This window comes from Streptomyces sp. NRRL S-1813, from assembly GCF_000719605.1.
In the GTDB taxonomy this organism is placed as follows: Bacteria; Actinomycetota; Actinomycetes; order Streptomycetales; family Streptomycetaceae; genus Streptomyces; species Streptomyces decoyicus.
Genome location: NZ_JOHB01000012.1, coordinates 218,251 through 237,751 on the forward strand (window position 1 = coordinate 218,251; position 19,501 = coordinate 237,751).

Sequence of the window (19,501 nt, forward strand, 5' to 3'; positions counted from 1 at the left end):
TGCTGTGCCCTGTCTGCAAGGAGTCCGTCCCCGATGACGTCCACGGTGCCCACCGCCGCCCACCACGCGGATGTCCAGCCGCCGATCACCATGTTCGGCCCGGACTTCCCGTACGCCTATGACGACTTCCTCGCCCACCCGGCGGGCCTCGGCCAGATCCCCGCGATCGAGCACGGCAAGGAGGTCGCGGTCATCGGCGGCGGCCTCTCCGGCATCGTCACCGCCTACGAGCTGATGAAGATGGGCCTCAAGCCCGTCGTCTACGAGGCCGACCAGATAGGCGGCCGGCTGCGCACCGTCGGCTTCGAGGGCACCTCGTCCGACGCCGCGGGCCTGACCGCCGAGATGGGCGCGATGCGCTTCCCGCCGTCCTCGACGGCGCTCCAGCACTACATCGACCTGGTGGGCCTCACGACCACGCCGTTCCCCAACCCGCTGGCGGCGGACACCCCGTCGACCGTGGTCGATCTCAAGGGCGAATCGCACTACGCCCGGACGGTCGACGACCTCCCCGAGGTCTACCACCAGGTCATGGACGCGTGGAACGCCTGCCTGGAGGAGGGCGCGGACTTCTCCGACATGAACCGGGCGATCCGCGAGCGCGATGTCCCACGCATCCGCGAGATCTGGTCCCGGCTCGTCGAGAAGCTCGACAACCAGACCTTCTACGGCTACCTCTGCGACTCGACGGCCTTCAAGTCCTTCCGGCACCGCGAGATCTTCGGCCAGGTCGGCTTCGGCACCGGCGGCTGGGACACCGACTTCCCCAACTCCATCCTGGAGATCCTACGGGTCGTCTACACCGAGGCCGACGACCACCACCGCGGCATCGTCGGCGGCAGCCAGCAGCTGCCGCTGCGCCTGTGGGAGCGGGAACCGGCGAAGATCGTGCACTGGGCGCCGGGCACCTCGCTCTCGTCGCTGCACGACGGTGCACCCCGTCCCGCGGTGACCCGTCTGCACCGCACCGCCGGCAACCGCATCACGGTGACCGACGCCGACAGCGACATCCGCACCTACGAGGCCGCCGTCTTCACCGCGCAGTCCTGGATGCTGCTGAGCAAGATCGCGTGTGACGACTCGCTGTTCCCCATCGACCACTGGACGGCGATGGAGCGCACCCACTACATGGAGTCCAGCAAGCTCTTCGTGCCCGTCGACCGGCCGTTCTGGCTCGACAAGGACGAGGACACCGGCCGGGACGTCATGTCGATGACGCTGACCGACCGGATGACCCGTGGTACCTATCTGCTCGACAACGGACCGGACGAGCCCGCCGTCATCTGCCTCTCCTACACCTGGTGCGACGACAGCCTGAAGTGGCTGCCGCTGAACGCCAACGAGCGGATGGAGGTCATGCTGAAGTCGCTGTCGGAGATCTATCCGAAGGTCGACATCCGCAAGCACATCATCGGCAACCCGGTCACCGTGTCCTGGGAGAACGAGCCCTACTTCATGGGCGCCTTCAAGGCGAACCTGCCCGGCCACTACCGCTACCAGCGGCGTCTGTTCACGCACTTCATGCAGGACCGGCTCCCCGAGGACAAGCGGGGCCTGTTCCTCGCGGGCGACGACATCTCCTGGACCGCGGGCTGGGCGGAGGGCGCCGTGCAGACCGCACTGAACGCGGTGTGGGGCGTGATGCACCACTTCGGCGGTGCGACGGACGCCACCAACCCGGGTCCTGGCGACGTCTACGACGAGATCGCCCCGGTCGAACTGCCCGAGGACTAGGGAGAGGCCCCTCTTAAGGGCCTACTCGGGGCGGCGCGCCCCTGGGAGGACGGGGCCCGGCACGTCGTATCGGCGGGCCCCTCCACCACGGCCTGGCCGCCCCTGCCCGACTCGCCGGCCTCCCCGGCCCGCCGGCCTCTAGAGACCGGCCGCCCGCGCCGCCGTGTACACCTCCGTGGCAACGTCCTTCAGCTCCTCGGCGTCCCGGGCCCCGCCCTGTAGATCGATGAGGATCTCCTCCGGACCCACCGCGGCATGGGCGGCCAGATCCGCCACGATCTGCTCGACGCCGCCCTGGAAGGGCTTGCGGTCCCGGCCCTCGTACGGCTTGGCCGTGTGCTGGGCGTTCACCCGCAGCACACTGGCCACCGGCTCCTTGCGCCCCCGCTCGGCGGCCAGGTCCTGAAGCCGCTGCCGCTGGGTGGCGAGGGCCTCGGCGCCCATGCCGATCGGCATCCAGCCGTCCGCGCGGTCGACCAGCCGGCGCAGTGCGCGCGGGCTGTTGGCGGGCAGCAGGATCGGGATCGGCCGCCTCGGCTTGGGACCGACCACGGACGGGGCGATGGTCGTCCACTCGCCTTCGTACGCCACCGGGTCCGGGCCCCACACCGCGTGGCAGACGTCGATCAGCTCGTCGAGGACCCTGCCGCGCTGCTCGAACGGGGCGACGGAAGCGGCCGCGTACTCGTCCAGCGACCAGCCCGTGCCGAATCCCGCGACCACCCGGCCGCCGCTCGCCACGTCCAGCGACGCGAGGGTGCGGGCCAGCTGGAAGGGGATGTGCAGCGGGGCGACCAGCACACTCGTGCCGAGCCGCGCCCGCCGCGTGGCGGCCGCGGCCAGGGCCAGGGTCACCAGCGGGTCGGCCACCGAGCGGTACGCGTCGGGCCAGGGGAGGCCCGGGATGCCGTACAGCCCCTGGGAGACGGGCTCGGGGAACAGGATCCGCTCGAAGACCCAGAGGCTCTCGTAACCGGTCTCCTCCGCGGCCCGCGCCACGTCGGGGACGTCGCGTCCGATGTCGTACTGCCGCATCTGCGGAAGACCCAGACCGAGCCGAATGGCCATAGCTGTACTCCTCACTGTCGGCCCCCTCGGTCAACGTACTGCCGGAACAAGGGAGTTACAGAGGACCGCCGCGACCCGGCGGCCGGGCCGGTCGCCAGGATCAGCCGGGCAGCGGAGTCAGCAGCATCCGCCCGACCAGGCCCACCCCGGCGTCCAGCCGCTCGGTGAGTTCCTCGGTGACATCCGGCAGCCGGCGTACGCTCCACAGCGCCCTGGCCGCCGCCCAGGCGCCGTCCCTGGCCTTGTCCAGACTCCACGACCCGATCAGATGCGTCAGCGGATCGGCGACATCCAGGACATCGGGGCCGGGCATCAGCCGCTCGCGGATCCCCTCCTCCAGGCTCGTCAGCACCCCGCCGACCCGGTCGAAATCGGTCTCCAGCGCGGCCGGTTCGCACTCCAGCGCCCGGCAGGTGTCCAGCACCGCCAGCGCCAGATCGTGGCCGATGTGCGCGTTGATCCCGGCCAGCGCGAACTGAAGCGGATGGACCCCGGGGTGGCGGCGGAGCTGGAAGAGCGGACGCCAGCAGGCCGGTGGCCGCAGCCCGGCGGCCGTGGCATCCACCGCGTCGAAGTACCGCCGCGCGAAACGGAGGTCCAGCTCGCCCGCGGCCGCCGGGTCCTGGAAGGCGCCGTCCCCGATGCGCCGCGCCACGGCTTCGGTGACGGCCAGATAGACCCCGTTGAAGACGGCCACCCCGTCCTCGGCCGGCAGCGCCGCGGCCAGCGCCCGCATCCGGGCCAGGACCTCCACCACCCCCGCGGAGCCCGCCGATCCCGGGCCGTCGGAGGGCCGGGCGACGCACCCTCCGGCCGGGTCCGGCCACACCCGGCCGTCATTACACTGAGTCGTTGTCATCCACTCAGCGTGACAGTGCGAGGCCGGAAAACGCGCTGTGCCGGTGGCCGTTGACCGGAACGGGGTAATGAGCGGCGCGCCCCGTTGTGGTCCGCCCCGCTCCGCCTCCGGGCCCCGCTCCGCCTCCGGGCCCCGCCGGCCGCCGCGCGGTCAGTCCTCGTCGTACGACGAGGTGCCCTCGTCCAGCAGCGGCGGCTGCGGCTTGAGGTGTGCGGGGGCCAGCGCGCGCAGCGCGTGATAGCCCGTGAGCACCACGATCGTGCCCAGAGCGATACCGCTCAGTTCGAAGTTGTCGCTGATCCGCAGGCTCACCCCGCCGACGCCGATGATGACGCCCGCGGCGACCGGTACGAGATGGAGCGGATTGCGCAGGTCCACCTTGTTGTTCACCCAGATCTGTGCGCCGAGCAGGCCGATCATGCCGTACAGGATGACGGTGATGCCGCCCAGCACCCCGCCGGGAATCGCGGCGACGATGGCACCGAACTTCGGGCACAGGCCGAAGAGCAGGGCGAAACCGGCGGCCGCCCAGTAGGCGGCGGTCGAGTAGACGCGGGTCGCCGCCATCACGCCGATGTTCTCGGAGTACGTGGTGTTGGGCGGGCCGCCGAGGGCGGTGGAGAGCACCGAGGCCGCGCCGTCGGCGGAGATCGCGGTGCCGAGCTGGTCGTCCAGCGGGTCGCCGGTCATTTCGCCGACCGCCTTGACGTGTCCGGCGTTCTCCGCGACCAGGGCGATCACGACGGGCAGCGCGACCAGGACCGCCGACCACTGGAAGCTGGGCCCGTGGAAGTGCGGCAGACCGATCCAGTCGGCCTTGCCGACCGCGGAGAAGTCCAGCCGCCAGTGGTCGGTGACCTTCCCCGCGCCGTTCAGCGAGTGGATCATCCCGAAGGCCCGGTCGAAGATCCAGGAGACGGCATAGCCGAAGACCAGCCCGAGGAAGATCGCGATACGCGACCAGAAACCGCGCAGACAGACCACGGCGAAGCCGGTGAACAGCATGGTGAGCAGCGCCACCCACTGGTCCTGGGGCCAGTACGTACTCGCCGTGACCGGCGCCAGGTTGAAGCCGATCAGCATCACCACGGCGCCGGTGACCACCGGCGGCATCGCGGCATGGATGATCCGGGCGCCGAACCGCTGGACGGCGACGCCGACGAGGAAGAGCGCCACCCCGACGACCAGAACCGCTCCGGTGACGGTCGCGCTGGTGCCGCCCTGCGCCCGGATCACGGCGGCCACTCCGACGAACGAGAGCGAACAGCCCAGATACGAGGGGATCCGGCCGCGGGTGGCCAGCAGGAAGATGACCGTCGCCACGCCGGACATCATGATCGCGAGGTTCGGGTCCAGTCCCATCAGCACCGGAGCGACGAAACTCGCGCCGAACATCGCGACGACATGCTGCGCGCCCAGGCCCACGGTGCGCGGCCACGACAGCCGCTCATCCGGTCTGACCACTGCCCCAGGGGCCGGGTTGCGCCCGTCGCCATGCACGGTCCAGCGCACGCCGAGGCCCATGACTGCTCCACTTCTTCACACGGTGATGACCGGGCAATGTTAGTGCGGGGTAAATCCGCTTCATCCCGGTGCATTACGGTTCGTGGTCGCTATGTCCTCGGTCACTGAGCCCGGCCGCTGCTCCCTGACCGACGGCTCAAGGCCCTCACGCCCCGCATCCCGGCGGCCAAAGCATTCTAAGCATCCGCTTACGATGGCTCCGGATGGTCACACAAGTACCACCCACGTCACCAGCGCCATCCGCATCAACAGCGCCGGCCGGCGCACCCCGACCCCAGGAGCACCACCCGTGAGTGTCGAAACCCTCCAGACCGCCACCGTCCCGTACGGCGAACTGGTCCCCGTCACCGTCCACTTCGACGACCTCGACGCGCTCGGCATGCTCCACAACTCCCGCTACCCGCTGCTGGTCGAACGCGCCTGGGCGGAGTACTGGCACGGGCAGGGCTTCGGCTTCGACGGCGACTGGTCCGCCGCGGGTGACATGTGCAACGTCATCAAGGAGATGCACATCTCCTACGAGCGTTCGGTCACCCGCCCCGGCCGCTATGCGGCGCACCTGTGGGTCGCACGCCTCGGCCGCACCGGCCTCACCTACGGCTTCCGGCTCTGCTCGGCCGACGGCACCGAGACCTACGCCCACGGCCACCGGGTGCTGGTCCGCGTCGACGCGCAGACGCTGCGCCCCACACCGTGGTCCGACCGCGCCCGGAGCGTCGCCGCCCAGCTCCTCCGCCCGGAGGAGACGGACGCGGGCACGGAGGCGGACGCGGCCTGAGCCGTCGGGGGAGCGGGCTAGGACCGCTCCAGATCGCCGGCCACCGCGGGGGCGCTGCCGGAGGCCGTACGGCTCGGCACCCGCAGCACCCGCGCACCCACCACCAGCCCGCACGCCAGCGTCGTCACCAGCACGAACGACATCGTCAGCGAGGTCGCCTGGGCGATACCGCCGATGGCGGAGGGTGCGATCAGCCCGGAGGTGTAGGTGATCGTGGCGACACCCGCGATTGCCTGGCTGGGCGCGGGACCGCTGCGCCCGGCGGCCGCGAAGGACAGTGGGACGACCACCGCGATGCCGAGGCCCATCAGGCCGAACCCGCCCATCGCCATGGCCGGATGCCGCGCGAGGACGATCAACAGGCCGCCGGCCGCCGCCAGTACCCCGCCGGCCCGCACCGTGTGCACCGCGCCGAAGCGGGCCACCACCTTGTCGCCGGCCAGCCGGGCGACGGTCATCGTGCAGGCGAAGGCGGTGGTCGACGCGGCCGCCAGGCCCGCGTCGGTGCCCAACTCGTCGCGGAGGTAGACCGCCGACCAGTCCAGGCCGGCGCCCTCCGCGAAGACCGCGCAGAAACCTATCGCCCCGATGATCAGCGCCGACTTCGGCGGCAGCGCGAAGCGCGGCGGCGGATGCTCTTCGGGGCTGCGCAGATCCAGGACGCCCCGGCAGGCGAGCGCACCGAGCAGGGTCAGCACGAGCGCGGCACCGGCCAGATGGAGCCGGGCGTCCCACTCGGCGTGCGCGGCGACGGTGCCGGCCGCCGAGCCGAGCAGGGCGCCCGCGCTCCACATGCCGTGCAGCCCCGACATGATCGGCTTACCGAGCCGGTCCTCGGTCTCCACCCCCAGTGCGTTCATCGCGACGTCCGACATCCCGGAGGTCGCGCCGTACAGCAGCAGTGCCGGGCACAGCGCGTACAGGCCCGGGGAGAGGGCGGGCAGGAGCAGCGACAGGGTCCACAGGGCGAGCAGACCGCGCAGGGCGGTGCGGGCGCCGAAGCGGTGGCTGATCCGGCCGGCCAGCGGCATCGCCAGGGATGCGCCGATTGCGGGAAAGGCGAGGGCCAGGCCGAGCTGACCCGCTGAGATGCCGGTGTGGTCCTGGATCCAGGGGATGCGGGTCGCGAAGTTACCGGTGACCGAGCCATGGACGAGGAACACCAGGGCAACGGCCCATCGTGCGCGGCGCAGCTCGCTGTTCGAGGGTGGGAGGACGTTATGGGGGACACCGTTGCCAGCCATGGGCGGTAAATTATCAGGAACCCTGCCTGATAATAAGGGCGTTGGCCCGACCGGATGAAAGACTCCCGCCATGGACGCACCGCGCACGGTGGCCGCCGGCCGCACCGCCTCCCCGACCACCGCACGGCTGATCAACGACCGCCTGGCGCTGCAACTCCTGCAATCCGAGGGTGCTCTGACGGCAGGTCAGTTGAAAACACTGACCGGTCTGTCCCGGCCGACCGTGGCGGACCTCGTCGAACGCCTCCAGGAGGCCGGGCTGATCACCGTGGTCGGCGAGAGCGGCGCACAGCGGCGCGGACCCAACGCCCGGCTCTACGGGATCGTCGCCGACCGGGCTCATCTCGTCGGCCTCGATCTGCGCACGCACAGCGTCACCGTCGCGGTCGCCGACCTCCTGGGCGAGGTGCGCGCCGAGCGCACCGTCCCCATCGGCCCGGACGACACGCCCGGCGCGGCCGTCGCCGCCGCGCTCGCCGGCCTGGACAAGGCCCTCGCCGCGGCGGGCGCCCCGCATCCGCACACCATCGCCGTCGGCGCCCCCGGCCTGGTCGACCCGGCCACCGGGCGGCTTGGTGGCACCGACTGGATCCCGTCCTGGCATGTCGCGCTGGCCGGCGAGCTGCGCGCGCGGCGGGCCGTACCGGTCCTGCTGGAGAACGAGGTCAACCTCGCCGCCATCGCCGAGCAGCGCGACGGGGCCGCCCGCGACCACGACACCTTCGTCCTGCTCTGGCTCGGCCATGGCACCGGCGCCGCGGTCGTACTGGACGGCATGCTGCGGCGCGGCGCCTCGGGCGGCACCGGCGAGATCGGCTTTCTGCCGGTCCCCGGCACCGCTGCGCTGCCCTCCGCGAGCGGCTGCGACGGCGGCTTCCACTCCCTGGCCGGCTCCGCCGCGATCTGCGCACTCGCGGCGCAGCACGGCCTGCCCGCCGAGGCCGGCGCCGGTCCCGCCGCGGCGGACGCGCCCTCACCCGACACCGACGCCCCGCCCGCCGAAGCGGTCGTACGGGCCGCGGTGGCCGTCGGCGGCGCCGGTGCCGCCTTCCTCGACGCGCTGGCCGCACGGATCGCCCTCGGCGTGGCGGCGGTGTGCGCCGTGCTCGACCCCGGCTGTGTCGTCCTCGGCGGGGAGATCGGCAGCGGCGGCGGCGAGGAACTCGCCGGACGGGTCGCCGGGCATCTGGCCCGGCTCTCCCCGCTGCGCACCGACGTACGCGCGGGGGCGCTCGGCGGGCGGGCGGTGCTGCGCGGCGCCGTACTCGCCGCACGGGACGCCGCTCAGAACGAGCTGTTCGGGGCCGCGGGGCCGGGGGTGTCCTCCCGTCCCTGAGGCATCCCTTCAGGGGGGTGGGAACAGATCCCGTAGGGGGTGCGGGCTCCCCTTGCGGGCCACAACGTGCTGGGGATGGGCGGGTATTCCGACGGTACGTGAACGGGAGCGCGTTGACGCCCCTCACGCGTCCGCGGGCCCACGCTCCCGGTCAGGCCATGCCCCCAGTCAGCCCCCCGGCCCCTCACCCGTCCCGCACCCGCCCCTCAGCCCCCACCCGCCCGCTCCGCGAGGAACTCGGCGTAGGTCCGCCGGCCGTCGGCGTGTTCCGGAGTGAGGTTCCCGCCGCGGCGCAGTGCCGCGGCCGCGGCGCCCGGCAGCCACAGCGGCAGCACCAGCCGGCGACGCCCGCCCGCCTCCAGCGTGGCCCGTACGAGCTCGCGGGCGTCCAGCACCTCGGGGCCGCCCAGGTCCGTGACCCGCCCGGCCGGCTCCCCGGCCGCCAACTCGGCCAGCCGGGCGGCGACTTCGCGCACCTCGACCGGCTGCACCCGTACGCCCGTCGGCAGCGGGAGCACCGGCGACCGGGCACCCGCCTTGATCACGTCGAGCACGAGATGGTGGAACTGCGTCGTCCGCAGCACCGTCCAGCCGATACCGGAGTCCTCGATCAGGCGCTCCACCGCGAGCTTGGTGCGGTAGTAGCCGATCGGGACCCGGTCCACGCCGACGATCGAGATGTACACCAGGTGCGGGACCCCCGCCGCCTTCGCCGCCGCCACGAGCTGCCCGGCCGCCTCCGCGTCACCGCCGGCCGGTGTCGAGGCACAGTGCACGATCACGTCCACGCCCGTCACCGCCTCGGCCAGGCCCGTGCCGTCGCGCAGATCGACCGCGTACGACCGCGGCCGCGGGCGCGCCGTGCCGGTGTGCGGCCGCCGGCTGAGCGAACGGACGTCATGGCCCTTGTCGAGCAGCCGGTCGACCAGGGGCCGCCCGAGTGTGCCCGTGCCGCCGGTCACCAGAATTGTCGCCATCGCGGATCAGTCCTTGAGAGGGTGAGGAGCGGGTTCTTTCCCGCTATGACGAATGACGTGCGGCCGCTGTGACAGGCGGCGCGCCGGGGGTGCTGTGAGGCAGCCCACAGCGCTTCGCCCGCATGGGCGACTACCGGGCGTGGCAGACTGAAGCTGTACTGACATAAGAAGCAGCAGCGCACTCCGGGGTCGGTGTAATTCCGAACCGGCGGTAACAGTCCGCGACCCGTCCGCAGCCAGCGGCCGGTTGAGCAGGTGAAATTCCTGCACCGACGGTGAAAGTCCGGATGGGAGGCAGTGCGCGGCGGGCCAGCTTCGGTACACCGCCGTCGGCGGCGCGTCCGGTTTTTTCCGGACGGGTCTTCCTTTCCGGTCGTGGTGTTCCCGTGGTGTTGTTCCGCTTTCTGTCATCCAGACAGCCCCGGAGTCCGTGCCCTGAGCGGCAGGAGGACCCGGTGGCCACCGCAGCCCCCGTAGAGACCGCGGCGATGCGCCGAGCCATTGAGCTCGCCGCGCGCGGCCTCGGGCACACCAGCCCCAACCCCGTGGTCGGCTGTGTCGTCCTGGACTCCGCGGGCCGCACGGTGGGCGAGGGCTGGCATCAGCGGGCCGGCGGGCCGCACGCCGAGGTCCATGCCCTGCGCGCCGCGGGCGAGCGGGCCCGGGGCGGCACCGCACTGGTCACCCTCGAACCCTGCAACCACACCGGCCGCACGGGCCCCTGCGCCCAGGCGCTGATCGACGCCGGGATCGTCCGCGTCGTCTACGCCGTCTCCGACCCCAACCCGGCCGCCACCGGCGGCGCCGTCACCCTGGCCGACGCCGGGATCGACGTCGAGGGCGGACTGCTCGCCGACGAGGCCGCCGCCGGCAACGAGGCCTGGCTGACCTCGGTCCTGCGCCGCCGCCCCTTCGTCCTGTGGAAGTACGCCGCCACCCTCGACGGCCGGATCGCCGCCGCCGACGGCACCAGCCGCTGGATCACCTCGCCGCAGTCGCGCGCCGATGTGCACCGGCTGCGGGCCGCCGCGGACGCCGTCATCGTCGGCTCCGGCACCGCCCGCGCCGACGACCCGCAGCTCGGCGCCCGGATCAGCGGACTGGCCGACGACGAGATCAGCCAGCCGCTGCGGGTCGTCGTCGACTCCGGCGCCACCGCCGTCAAGGCCGGCGCCCGCGTCCTGGACGGCTCCGCGCCCACGCTGATCGCGGTCGCCGAGGACGCCGACGCCGGCCACCTCGAAGGCCTCGCCCCGATCGTCCGGCTGCCGCGCGCCGCCGACGGCCGCGGGCTGCACATCCCCGCACTGCTCCAGGCCCTGTACGAGCGCGAGGTGCGCTCGGTCCTGCTCGAAGGCGGTCCCACGCTCGCCGGGGCCTTCCTCGCCGCCCAGGCCGTCGACAAGGTCGTCGGCTATCTCGCCCCGGTGCTGCTCGGCGCCGGACCGGCCGCCGTCGGCGACGCCGGAATCACCACCATCGCCCAGGCGTTGCGGCTCGACGTGACCGACACCGCACGGCTCGGACCCGACCTGCGCATCACCGCCACCCCCATCCGCCACGCCCTCCACGAGGAGAACTGAAGTGTTCACCGGAATCGTCGAAGAACTGGGTGAGGTCGTCGCCGTGGAGAACCTCGGTGATTCCTCCCGCTTCCGGCTGCGCGGCCCCGTCGTCACCGAGGACGCCAAGCACGGTGACTCGATCGCCGTCAACGGCGTCTGTCTGACGGTCGTGGACACCGCCGACGGTGAATTCACCGCCGATGTGATGGCCGAGACCCTGAACCGCTCCAGCCTCGGTGCGCTGGCCGCCGGCTCGCGGGTCAACCTGGAGCGCCCGATGGCGCTCGGCGGGCGGCTGGGCGGACACCTCGTCCAGGGCCATGTCGACGGGACGGGGACCATCGTCGAGCGCATCCCCGGTGAGCACTGGGAGATCGTCAAGGTCGCGCTGCCGGCCGCGCTGTCCCGCTATGTCGTCGAGAAGGGCTCCATCACCGTCGACGGCGTCAGCCTGACCGTGGTCGACGCCGGGGACGACTACTTCACCATCAGCCTCATCCCCACCACCCTCGACCTGACCACCCTGGGCATCAAGAAGGCCGGCGACCCCGTCAACCTCGAGGTCGACGTCCTCGCCAAGTACGTCGAGCGGCTGCTCGGCCGGGGTTCCGCCGATCTCCAGGACCTCGAGGAAATCAAGGAGATGGAACGGTGAGCGTCCTCGATACGCTGAACGGCCAGGCCTTCACGGCCTTCGGGCAGCACGTCATCTGGTCGGACATGATCGGCAACACCATCGGTCTGGCCGCCCTGGCGCTCGGCTGGCGGCGCTCCATCTGGACCTGGCCCGCCCAGTTCCTCTCCGGCGTGATCCTCGTCGCCGCCTACGCCTCCGCCCACCTCAGCGGCGGGGTCGGCAAGCAACTCCTCGTCATCGGCGTGGCGTTGTGGGGCTGGCGGCAGTGGCAGCGCGGCCGGCAGCAGGCGCAGGACGGCTCGATCGCCGTACGCTTCGCCGGCCGGCGCGAGCGGATGCTGCTGCTGGGCGGCACCGCCCTGGGCACCGCGGCCGTCGGCACCCTGTTCACCCTGATCCCGCAGCTGTCCTGGAACCCCTGGCCGGACGCCTACATCTTCGTCGGCACGCTCGCCGCGATGGTCGCCCAGGCTCGTGGTCTGGTCGAGTTCTGGTTCGCCTGGCTGCTGGTCGACGTCGTCGGCGTCCCGCTCGCCTTCAGCAGCGGGCTCGTCTTCTCCGGCCTCGTCTACGTCGTCTATCTCGCCCTCGTCGTGTGGGGCATGCGCGACTGGTGGCTGCGCTCGCGCGCCGCCGACCGCACCGTCCTGGAAGGAGCAGCGGCATGACCGCCCTCAAGAGCTGGTACGACACCGAGAACGCCGACGAGACGGGTTCCCTGGCGCTCGATCCCGTCGAGCAGGCCATCGCCGATATCGCCGCCGGCCGTCCCGTCGTCGTCGTGGACGACGAGAACCGCGAGAACGAGGGCGACCTCGTGGTCGCCGCGGAGAAGGCCACCCCCGAGATCGTCGCCTTCATGATGAGCGAGTGCCGCGGCCTGATCTGCGCCCCCATGGAGGGCCCGGAGCTGGACCGGCTGGAACTCCCGCAGATGGTCGAGCACAACACCGAGTCGATGCGGACCGCCTTCACCGTCTCCGTCGACGCCACCGCGGCGCACGGCGTCAGCACCGGCATCTCCGCGGCCGACCGCGCCACCACCCTGCGGCTGCTCGCCTCCGGGGAATCGGCCGCCGGCGACTTCGTCCGGCCCGGCCACATCTTCCCGCTGCGCGCCCGGCCCGGCGGGGTGCTGGTCCGCAACGGCCACACCGAGGCCGGTGTCGACCTGGCCCGGCTGGCCGGACTGCGCCCGGCCGCCGCCATCGTGGAGATCGCGGGCGAGGACGGCACGATGCTGCGGCTGCCGGAGCTGGTGCCGTTCGCCCGCAAGCACGGACTGTCCATCATCTCCATCGAGGACCTGATCGCCTACCGGCAGTCGTCCGAGCCCACCGTCCGCCGCGAGGCCGAGACCCGGCTGCCCACCGCACACGGCGAATTCACCGCGTACGGCTACCGCTCCACCGTCGACGGCGTCGAGCACATCGCGCTGGTCGCCGGCGAGCTCGGCGACGGCGAGGACGTCCTGGTCAGGGTGCACTCCGAGTGCCTGACCGGCGATATCTTCCACTCGCTGCGCTGCGACTGCGGCCCCCAGCTGGAGGCCTCGCTGAAGCAGATCAGCGAAGCCGGCCGCGGCGTGGTGATCTACCTCCGTGGCCACGAGGGCCGCGGCATCGGGTTGCTCTCCAAGCTGCGCGCGTACGAACTCCAGGAGCGCGGCCGCGACACCCTCGACGCCAACCTCGAACTGGGCCTGCCCGCCGATTCCCGCGACTACGCCGCCGGCGCGCAGATGCTCCGGGACCTCGGCGTGCGCTCGCTGCGCCTGATGACCAACAACCCCGAGAAGACCACCGCCCTGGTGCGGCACGGCCTGCGCGTCACCGGCCGCGAGCCGATGCCCGTCAAGGCCGGTGAACACAATCTGCGGTATCTGCGCACCAAGCGGGACCGGATGGGGCACGACCTGCCCTGGCTGGACCCCGGTACGGGCACCGTTCCCCCCTCGGCACGAGCAGGGGAGGCCCCCACCACCGGAGCGGCCGACGCCGCGCCCCCTGGCGCCACCACCTGCGACAACCAGTAGCCACCCGGCACCACGTCAGCACCACCCGGCACCACGCCACCACCCGTAAGACCGGCACCATCACCCGTAAGAGGAGAACCATGAGCGGCAAGGGCGCACCCGAACTGACCGTGAAGAGCTGCGGCGACCTGCGGGTGGCCGTCATCGCGGCGCAATGGCACGAGCAGGTGATGAACGGCCTCGTGGACGGCGCGCTGCGCGCCCTGACCGAGCTCGGCATCGACGAGCCCACCCTGCTGCGGGTGCCCGGCGCCTTCGAGCTCCCGGTCGTCGCCAAGGTGCTGGCCGGCCGCGGCTACGACGCGGTGGTCGCCCTCGGCGTGGTCATCAAGGGGGGCACCCCCCACTTCGACTACGTCTGCCAGGGCGTCACCCAGGGCCTGACCCAGGTGTCGGTGGACACCGGCGTACCGGTCGGCTTCGGCGTGCTGACCTGCGACACCGAGCAGCAGGCGCTCGACCGGGCCGGCCTCGAAGGATCCACCGAGGACAAGGGCCACGAAGCGGTCACCGCCGCGGTCGCGACCGCCGCGACCCTGCGCACGGTGTCCGAGCCCTGGCGCTGACAGCCCGCCCGTCACCCGTCGGCTCGCTTCGGCCGAGGCGCTGCGCGCCGCGGTCTCATCTCCGCGTAGGGTAGTCACCATCATGTCCAAGAAGACGTTCGAGGAGCTCTTCTCCGAGCTCCAGAAGAAGGCCGCCACGGGCGACCCCGCCACCTCCCGTACCGCCGAGCTGGTGCAGGCCGGTGTCCATACGATCGGCAAGAAGGTCGTCGAGGAGGCCGCCGAGGTGTGGATGGCCGCCGAGTACGAGTCCGACGAGGCCGCCGCCGAGGAAATCTCCCAGCTCCTCTACCACCTCCAGGTCATGATGGTCGCCAAGGGCATCTCGCTCGACGACGTCTACGCCCACCTCTGATCCACCCCCCTGCACCCACCGCAACACCCCTTAGCTGCAAAGGAAATCGCTCTCATGCTGCGCATCGCTGTCCCCAACAAGGGTTCACTGTCCGAGCCTGCGTCGGCGATGCTCCATGAGGCCGGGTACCGCCAGCGCAAGGACCGCAGGGAACTGGTCCTGGTCGACGCCGAGAACGAGGTCGAGTTCTTCTTCCTGCGGCCGCGCGACATCGCGGTCTACGTCGGCTCCGGCAAGCTCGACATCGGCATCACCGGCCGTGACCTGCTGCTGGACTCCGGCTCGCCGGCCGAGGAGATCCTCCAGCTCGGCTTCGCCGGCTCGACGTTCCGCTACGCCACCCGCCCGGGTACCGCCAAGGACGTCACCGAGTTCGGCGGCATGACGATCGCCACCTCGTTCTCCGGCCTGGTCCGGCAGCACCTCGCCGACAACGGCGTGGACGCCTCCGTCGTCCACCTCGACGGCGCCGTGGAGACCGCCATCCAGCTCGGCGTCGCCGAGATCATCGCGGATGTCGTGGAGACCGGCACCACCCTGCGCAACGCCGGGCTGGAGATCATCGGCGAGCCCATCCTGAAGTCCGAGGCCGTGGTCATCCGCGGCACCGGCGCGCCGGACGACGACCCGAAGGTGCGCCAGTTCCTGCGCCGTATGCAGGGCGTCCTGGTGGCCCGCCGGTACGTGATGATGGATTACGACATCCGGGTCGAGCACGTCGAGAAGGCCGTCGGCCTCACCCCGGGCCTGGAGTCGCCGACCGTCTCCCCGCTGCACCACGAGGGCTGGGTCGCGGTCCGCTCGATGGTCCCGTCCAAGGACGCCCAGCGCATCATGGACGAGCTCTACGACCTCGGCGCCCGCGCGATCCTGACCACCGGCATCCACGCCTGCCGGCTGTGACCGGCAGCCGCCGACCACCCGTACCCACCGCTTCACCCCCCGACGGAAGACCCACGACGTGTCCGCGCCCCTGCCCAGCCTCCCGGTGACCTTCCGGCCGACCCGCACCCGGGTCGTCCTGTACACCGTCGGCATCGCCCAGCTCGCCGCCCTCACCGCGATCGCGCTGCTGCTGCCGAAGCTGAGCGGCGGCGAGCGGCTGAGCTTCATCGTCACCGGACTGCTGGTGCTCGCCGTCCTCCTGCTGCTCAGCCGCCCCAAGGTGGTGGCGCGGCAGGAGGGCGTCACGGTGATCAACCTCACCACCAGGCGCGAACTGGCCTGGGCCCAGGTGCTGCGCGTCAACCTCCGGGAAGGCGACCCCTGGGTCCATCTCGACCTCGCCGACGGCACCAGCCTGCCCGCGATGGGCATCCAGCCCGGCATCGCCAAGGACCAGGCCATCCGGGACGCCCGCGCGCTGCGCGACCTCACCGAGAAGCACGGTGCTGTCGACCACACGGCCGGTTGAGCCTGCCCTAATCAGGCTCCCGCTGTTTACTCTGTTCTCCGGGGCGCACCCTGCGCCCTGCCCCTCAGTGGGCCCACCGCGACCCGAGGAGTGACTCCCTCCGGCAATGGACGGATCGTCCTGTAGTACCTGCGCCGCCCCTCCCCAACCCCCGCATACCACGGAGGCGGCGGCATGACCGGCCCCCTGCTGCTGCTCGCTGCGGCTCTCGTCCTGATCCTGGCCAACGGTTTCTTCGTCGCCGCCGAGTTCGGACTCGTCACCGTCGAGAAGGCGGATGCCGAACGGGCCGCCGCCGACGGCGACCGCCGCGCCCCCACCGTCGTCTCCGCCCTGCGGGAACTCTCCTTCCAGCTGTCCGGCACCCAACTGGGCATCACGATCACCTCGTTGGTGGTCGGTATGCTCGCCGAGCCCGCGCTGGCCGAGCTGCTGTCCGGCCCGCTGGCCGCCACCGGCCTGCCCGCGGGTGCGGTCCCCGGCACCGCCGTCGTCATCGGCATGCTGCTGGCCTCCGCGGTCCAGATGGTCGTCGGGGAGCTGGTGCCGAAGAACTGGGCGGTCTCCAAGCCACTGTCCGTCGCCCGTGTCGTCGCCGGTCCCCAGCAGGCCTTCTCCCGGTTCTTCCGGCCGGTGATCACCCTGCTGAACACCGTCGCCAACCGTCTGGTGCGCGCCCTGGGCGTGGAGCCGACCGACGAGCTGGCCTCCGCCCGCACGCCCGGCGAACTGGTCTCGCTCGCCCGGCACTCCGCCCGCGCCGGCGCCCTGGAGCAGGACACCGCGGACCTGTTCGTCCGCACCCTCTCGCTGGGCGACCTGACCGCGGAGAACGTGATGACTCCGCGCGTACGGGTGAGCGCCCTCCAGGCGTCCGCGACCGCCGAGGACGTGGTCAACCTGACCCGCGCCACCGGACTCTCCCGTTTCCCCGTCTACCACACCCGCCTCGACGAGATCGTCGGCATGGTGCACCTCAAGGACGCGCTGGCCGTCCCGGCGCACGACCGGCTGCGCATCCCGGCGGCACGGATCGCGGTGCCGCCGCTGCTGGTGCCCGAGACCCTGCCCGTGCAGCCGCTGCTGGAGCGGCTGCGCAGGGAACAGCCGATAGCGGTGGTCGTCGACGAGTACGGCGGCACGGCCGGTGTGGTCACCCTGGAGGACATCATCGAGGAGCTCGTCGGCGAGGTCCGCGACGAGCACGACGGTGTGGACCTGCCCGAACTGGGCCAGGCCCCGCCCGAGGAGGGCCGCCCCGCCTGGGACGCCGACGGCGGCTGCCGGGTGGACACCCTGCGGCGGATCGGCCTGGACGCCCCGGAAGGACCGTACGAGACGGTGGCAGGACTGGTGGCACACATACTCGGCCGGATCCCGGCCCCCGGCGATATCGCGGAACTCGACGGCTGGCGGCTGCGGGTGCGGCTGGTGTCGCACCACCGCGCCGAGCGGATAAGGCTCGTACGGACCGCCACCGTCACGGCGCCCGCGGTCCCCGAGGCGCCCCGTGAGCCCGTCGTGGTGGGCGCGGAGGTGGCCCGATGACACTGGCCCAACTGCTCTTCGCGGTGCTGCTCGTGCTCGCCAACGGCTTCTTCGTCGGCGCCGAGTTCGCCCTGGTCTCCGTACGCCGCAGCCAGATCGAACCACTGGCGACCGAAGGCTCGACCCGGGCCCGGCAGGTGCTGCACGGGCTGGAGAACCTCCCGCAGATGATGGCCGCCGCCCAGTTCGGCATCACCGTCTGCTCCCTCACGCTCGGCGCGGTCGCCGAGCCGACCGTCGCGCACCTCCTGGAGCCGGTCTTCGAGGCCGTCCGTCTCCCCGCGGCGCTCGTCCACCCGCTGGGCTATGTCGTCGCCCTGGCGGTGGTGGTCTTCCTCCACCTCGTCATCGGCGAGATGGTCCCGAAGAACCTGGCGATGGCGGCGCCCGAGAAGACCGCCCTGTGGTTCAGCCCCGGCCTCGTCGCCTTCGCCCGGCTGTGCCGTCCGGTGACCGCGCTGCTCGGCGCCTGCGCCCGCGGGGTGCTGCGGCTCTTCCGAGTGGAGCCGAAGGACGAGGTGGAGGCGGTCTTCACCAGTGAGCAGCTGACCCATCTCGTCGAGGACTCGGGCCAGGCGGGCCTGCTCGACCCGGCCGAACAGGAACAGCTCTCCGACGTCCTCGAACTGGGCAGCCGGCCCGTCACGGACGTCCTCCTCGACCGGGCGGGACTGGTCACCGTCGAGCCGACCGTGACCCCCCGCCAGGTGGAGGAGCTGACCGTACGGACCGGCTACTCCCGCTTCCCGGTGTGCGCCCCCGGCGGCGCGTACATGGGCTATCTCCACGTCAAGGACGTCCTCGACCTGGAGGAACGCGACCGCGCGGTGCCCCAGCGCATCTGGCATCCGATGACGACGCTGCGCGCCGAACTTCCTCTGGACGACGCCCTGACGGCGATGCGCCGGGCCGCCTCCCATCTGGCGGCGGTCGCCGACGCGACCGGCCGGGTACTCGGCCTGGTCGCACTGGAGGACGTCCTGGAGATGCTGGTCGGCGAGGTACGCGACCCGGCCCACCGCCGGGCCCCCGCCGCCCGCGACCGCAGAGGCGCGGGCGACCGGGTCAGGGAGCCCCGTGAGGAGGCAACGCTGCCGGCCGAGGGTCCTGCCATGGCGCGCTGAGGCGGGCGGGCGCCTTGCTTCGGGGGCGGCATCAGGGAGATCCCCGGCCCGGTTCCGGGACCGGTCAGGGGTCGTCCCTGATGCCCTGCATCAACGCGGAGCGGCAAGCTCGCAGGCATGAAGGCATTACGGAAAACAGCTCATTGGCGCCGAGGGCCGGTGGCGGCCGCCGTGTCGTTAACGGCCGCATGTGCCCTCGCGGCTGCCGCCCCCGCCACACCCGTCCTCGCCACACCCGTTCCCACCGTATCCGCCGCTGACCGGACGACGGCAGCCGCCCCGCTGCCACCACTCGACCCCGCGGCACTGCGCGCGTCCATCACCGGGCTGCCGGAGCGCGCGGTGACCGGCGCTCTGCTCCAGGTCCGCGGCCCGGGGGGAGCCTGGGCCGGCACCGCGGGAGTGGCGGACATCGCGACCCGCGCACCCGTCAACCCCCGCTCGTACTTCCGCATCGGCAGCATCTCGAAGGTCTTCACTGCCACGGTCCTGCTCCAGCTCGCCGCCGAGGGCCGTGTGGACCTCGATGCCCCCGCCCGGCCCCGGCTGCCCGACCTGATCCCGGCCGCCTTCAAGGACGTGACGATCCGACAGCTCCTCGCCCACACGAGTGGCCTGCCACCCGCCGAGGCCGCGCTCGCCGGAGACGGCACGAACGAATGGTTCGTCGGGCACCGGTTCCGGTCCTGGACACCTGCCGAGGTGGTCGGCGCGGCGCTGCGACAGCCGCCGAAGTC

At 72.0% G+C, this 19,501-nt stretch carries 18 protein-coding genes, 1 pseudogene and 1 riboswitch; of the genes and pseudogenes, 14 read left to right on the forward strand and 5 right to left on the reverse strand.

Features of this window, described 5'->3' with window-relative positions:
- Positions 1 to 33: 33 nt before the first annotated feature.
- A complete protein-coding gene (locus IF67_RS0119590; RefSeq protein WP_030987374.1) occupies positions 34 to 1,734 on the forward strand; it encodes a flavin monoamine oxidase family protein in 1,701 nt (566 codons plus the stop codon).
- Positions 1,735 to 1,872: 138 nt separating this feature from the next.
- Here the strand turns inward: IF67_RS0119590 and IF67_RS0119595 are convergent, their stop codons facing one another.
- From IF67_RS0119595 to IF67_RS0119605, 3 genes are all read right to left on the reverse strand, one after another.
- Positions 1,873 to 2,802, reverse strand: coding sequence for a TIGR03619 family F420-dependent LLM class oxidoreductase (locus tag IF67_RS0119595; RefSeq protein WP_030987376.1), 930 nt, complete (start codon positions 2,800 to 2,802; stop codon positions 1,873 to 1,875).
- A 100-nt stretch (positions 2,803 to 2,902) separates the two neighbouring features.
- On the reverse strand, positions 2,903 to 3,538 hold the full coding sequence (locus IF67_RS0119600) for a DUF5995 family protein (protein WP_030987378.1): 636 nt from the start codon (positions 3,536 to 3,538) through the stop codon (positions 2,903 to 2,905).
- A gap of 273 nt (positions 3,539 to 3,811) precedes the next feature.
- Positions 3,812 to 5,185, reverse strand: a complete 1,374-nt coding sequence (locus IF67_RS0119605; protein ID WP_030987380.1) for a uracil-xanthine permease family protein — start codon at positions 5,183 to 5,185, stop codon at positions 3,812 to 3,814.
- A 289-nt stretch (positions 5,186 to 5,474) separates the two neighbouring features.
- On the opposite strand from IF67_RS0119605, the gene IF67_RS0119610 reads away from it, so the two are divergent.
- The gene (locus IF67_RS0119610) at positions 5,475 to 5,963 is read left to right on the forward strand and encodes an acyl-CoA thioesterase (protein ID WP_030987381.1); all 489 of its coding nucleotides are present in this window, start codon (positions 5,475 to 5,477) and stop codon (positions 5,961 to 5,963) included.
- A gap of 17 nt (positions 5,964 to 5,980) precedes the next feature.
- Here IF67_RS0119610 and IF67_RS0119615 read toward each other — a convergent pair whose 3' ends face one another.
- Positions 5,981 to 7,207: an MFS transporter gene (locus IF67_RS0119615; protein WP_030987383.1), complete on the reverse strand. Its 1,227-nt coding sequence runs from the start codon at positions 7,205 to 7,207 to the stop codon at positions 5,981 to 5,983.
- A gap of 70 nt (positions 7,208 to 7,277) precedes the next feature.
- On the opposite strand from IF67_RS0119615, the gene IF67_RS0119620 reads away from it, so the two are divergent.
- A complete protein-coding gene (locus IF67_RS0119620; protein ID WP_030987385.1) occupies positions 7,278 to 8,543 on the forward strand; it encodes an ROK family transcriptional regulator in 1,266 nt (421 codons plus the stop codon).
- A 206-nt stretch (positions 8,544 to 8,749) separates the two neighbouring features.
- On the opposite strand, the gene IF67_RS0119625 is transcribed toward IF67_RS0119620, so the two are convergent.
- Complete coding sequence (locus tag IF67_RS0119625; RefSeq protein ID WP_030987387.1) at positions 8,750 to 9,520, reverse strand: SDR family oxidoreductase; 771 nt, start codon at positions 9,518 to 9,520, stop codon at positions 8,750 to 8,752.
- A 174-nt stretch (positions 9,521 to 9,694) separates the two neighbouring features.
- A riboswitch (FMN riboswitch) is annotated at positions 9,695 to 9,825 on the forward strand.
- Positions 9,826 to 9,975: 150 nt separating this feature from the next.
- On the opposite strand from IF67_RS0119625, the gene ribD reads away from it, so the two are divergent.
- The 11 genes and pseudogenes from ribD to IF67_RS46300 all read left to right on the forward strand — a co-directional run.
- Positions 9,976 to 11,103, forward strand: coding sequence for a bifunctional diaminohydroxyphosphoribosylaminopyrimidine deaminase/5-amino-6-(5-phosphoribosylamino)uracil reductase RibD (gene ribD / locus IF67_RS0119630; protein ID WP_030987389.1), 1,128 nt, complete (start codon positions 9,976 to 9,978; stop codon positions 11,101 to 11,103).
- A gap of 1 nt (position 11,104) precedes the next feature.
- Positions 11,105 to 11,740 carry a riboflavin synthase gene (locus IF67_RS0119635; RefSeq protein WP_030987391.1) on the forward strand — a complete coding sequence of 212 codons (636 nt, stop codon included), beginning with the start codon at positions 11,105 to 11,107 and terminating at the stop codon, positions 11,738 to 11,740.
- Positions 11,737 to 12,390, forward strand: a complete 654-nt coding sequence (locus IF67_RS0119640; protein WP_030987392.1) for a nicotinamide mononucleotide transporter family protein — start codon at positions 11,737 to 11,739, stop codon at positions 12,388 to 12,390. Before IF67_RS0119635 ends, IF67_RS0119640 begins: the two co-directional genes overlap by 4 nt.
- Complete coding sequence (locus IF67_RS0119645; RefSeq protein WP_030987394.1) at positions 12,387 to 13,757, forward strand: bifunctional 3,4-dihydroxy-2-butanone-4-phosphate synthase/GTP cyclohydrolase II; 1,371 nt, start codon at positions 12,387 to 12,389, stop codon at positions 13,755 to 13,757. The genes IF67_RS0119640 and IF67_RS0119645 overlap by 4 nt, the downstream gene beginning before the upstream one ends.
- 80 nt (positions 13,758 to 13,837) lie before the next feature.
- Complete coding sequence (gene ribH / locus IF67_RS0119650; RefSeq protein WP_030987396.1) at positions 13,838 to 14,323, forward strand: 6,7-dimethyl-8-ribityllumazine synthase; 486 nt, start codon at positions 13,838 to 13,840, stop codon at positions 14,321 to 14,323.
- Between the two features lie 82 nt (positions 14,324 to 14,405).
- Positions 14,406 to 14,678 carry a phosphoribosyl-ATP diphosphatase gene (locus IF67_RS0119655; protein ID WP_030080818.1) on the forward strand — a complete coding sequence of 91 codons (273 nt, stop codon included), beginning with the start codon at positions 14,406 to 14,408 and terminating at the stop codon, positions 14,676 to 14,678.
- Positions 14,679 to 14,732: 54 nt separating this feature from the next.
- Positions 14,733 to 15,581, forward strand: coding sequence for an ATP phosphoribosyltransferase (gene hisG, locus IF67_RS0119660; RefSeq protein ID WP_030080817.1), 849 nt, complete (start codon positions 14,733 to 14,735; stop codon positions 15,579 to 15,581).
- Positions 15,582 to 15,639: 58 nt separating this feature from the next.
- On the forward strand, positions 15,640 to 16,092 hold the full coding sequence (locus tag IF67_RS0119665; RefSeq protein WP_030987398.1) for a PH domain-containing protein: 453 nt from the start codon (positions 15,640 to 15,642) through the stop codon (positions 16,090 to 16,092).
- 174 nt (positions 16,093 to 16,266) lie between these two features.
- Entirely contained in the window at positions 16,267 to 17,640 is a 1,374-nt protein-coding gene (locus tag IF67_RS0119670; protein ID WP_030987401.1) for a hemolysin family protein, read from the forward strand.
- Positions 17,637 to 18,764, forward strand: a complete 1,128-nt coding sequence (locus IF67_RS0119675) for a hemolysin family protein (RefSeq protein ID WP_030987403.1) — start codon at positions 17,637 to 17,639, stop codon at positions 18,762 to 18,764. The genes IF67_RS0119670 and IF67_RS0119675 overlap by 4 nt, the downstream gene beginning before the upstream one ends.
- Positions 18,765 to 18,881: 117 nt before the next feature.
- Positions 18,882 to 19,454: pseudogene (locus IF67_RS46300) on the forward strand (serine hydrolase domain-containing protein); the annotation flags it as partial.
- Positions 19,455 to 19,501: the final 47 nt, after the last annotated feature.

Bases quoted from the DNA above. Each gene is read 5' to 3' on its own strand.
- IF67_RS0119590 (WP_030987374.1), top strand. From the start codon at position 34: ATGACGTCCACGGTGCCCACCGCCGCCCACCACGCGGATGTCCAGCCG.
- IF67_RS0119595 (WP_030987376.1), bottom strand. From the start codon at position 2,802: ATGGCCATTCGGCTCGGTCTGGGTCTTCCGCAGATGCGGCAGTACGAC.
- IF67_RS0119600 (WP_030987378.1), bottom strand. From the start codon at position 3,538: ATGCGGGCGCTGGCCGCGGCGCTGCCGGCCGAGGACGGGGTGGCCGTC.
- IF67_RS0119605 (WP_030987380.1), bottom strand. From the start codon at position 5,185: ATGGGCCTCGGCGTGCGCTGGACCGTGCATGGCGACGGGCGCAACCCG.
- IF67_RS0119615 (WP_030987383.1), bottom strand. From the start codon at position 7,207: ATGGCTGGCAACGGTGTCCCCCATAACGTCCTCCCACCCTCGAACAGC.
- IF67_RS0119620 (WP_030987385.1), top strand. From the start codon at position 7,278: ATGGACGCACCGCGCACGGTGGCCGCCGGCCGCACCGCCTCCCCGACC.
- IF67_RS0119625 (WP_030987387.1), bottom strand. From the start codon at position 9,520: ATGGCGACAATTCTGGTGACCGGCGGCACGGGCACACTCGGGCGGCCC.
- IF67_RS0119645 (WP_030987394.1), top strand. From the start codon at position 12,387: ATGACCGCCCTCAAGAGCTGGTACGACACCGAGAACGCCGACGAGACG.
- ribH (WP_030987396.1), top strand. From the start codon at position 13,838: ATGAGCGGCAAGGGCGCACCCGAACTGACCGTGAAGAGCTGCGGCGAC.
- IF67_RS0119655 (WP_030080818.1), top strand. From the start codon at position 14,406: ATGTCCAAGAAGACGTTCGAGGAGCTCTTCTCCGAGCTCCAGAAGAAG.
- hisG (WP_030080817.1), top strand. From the start codon at position 14,733: ATGCTGCGCATCGCTGTCCCCAACAAGGGTTCACTGTCCGAGCCTGCG.
- IF67_RS0119670 (WP_030987401.1), top strand. From the start codon at position 16,267: ATGACCGGCCCCCTGCTGCTGCTCGCTGCGGCTCTCGTCCTGATCCTG.
- IF67_RS0119675 (WP_030987403.1), top strand. From the start codon at position 17,637: ATGACACTGGCCCAACTGCTCTTCGCGGTGCTGCTCGTGCTCGCCAAC.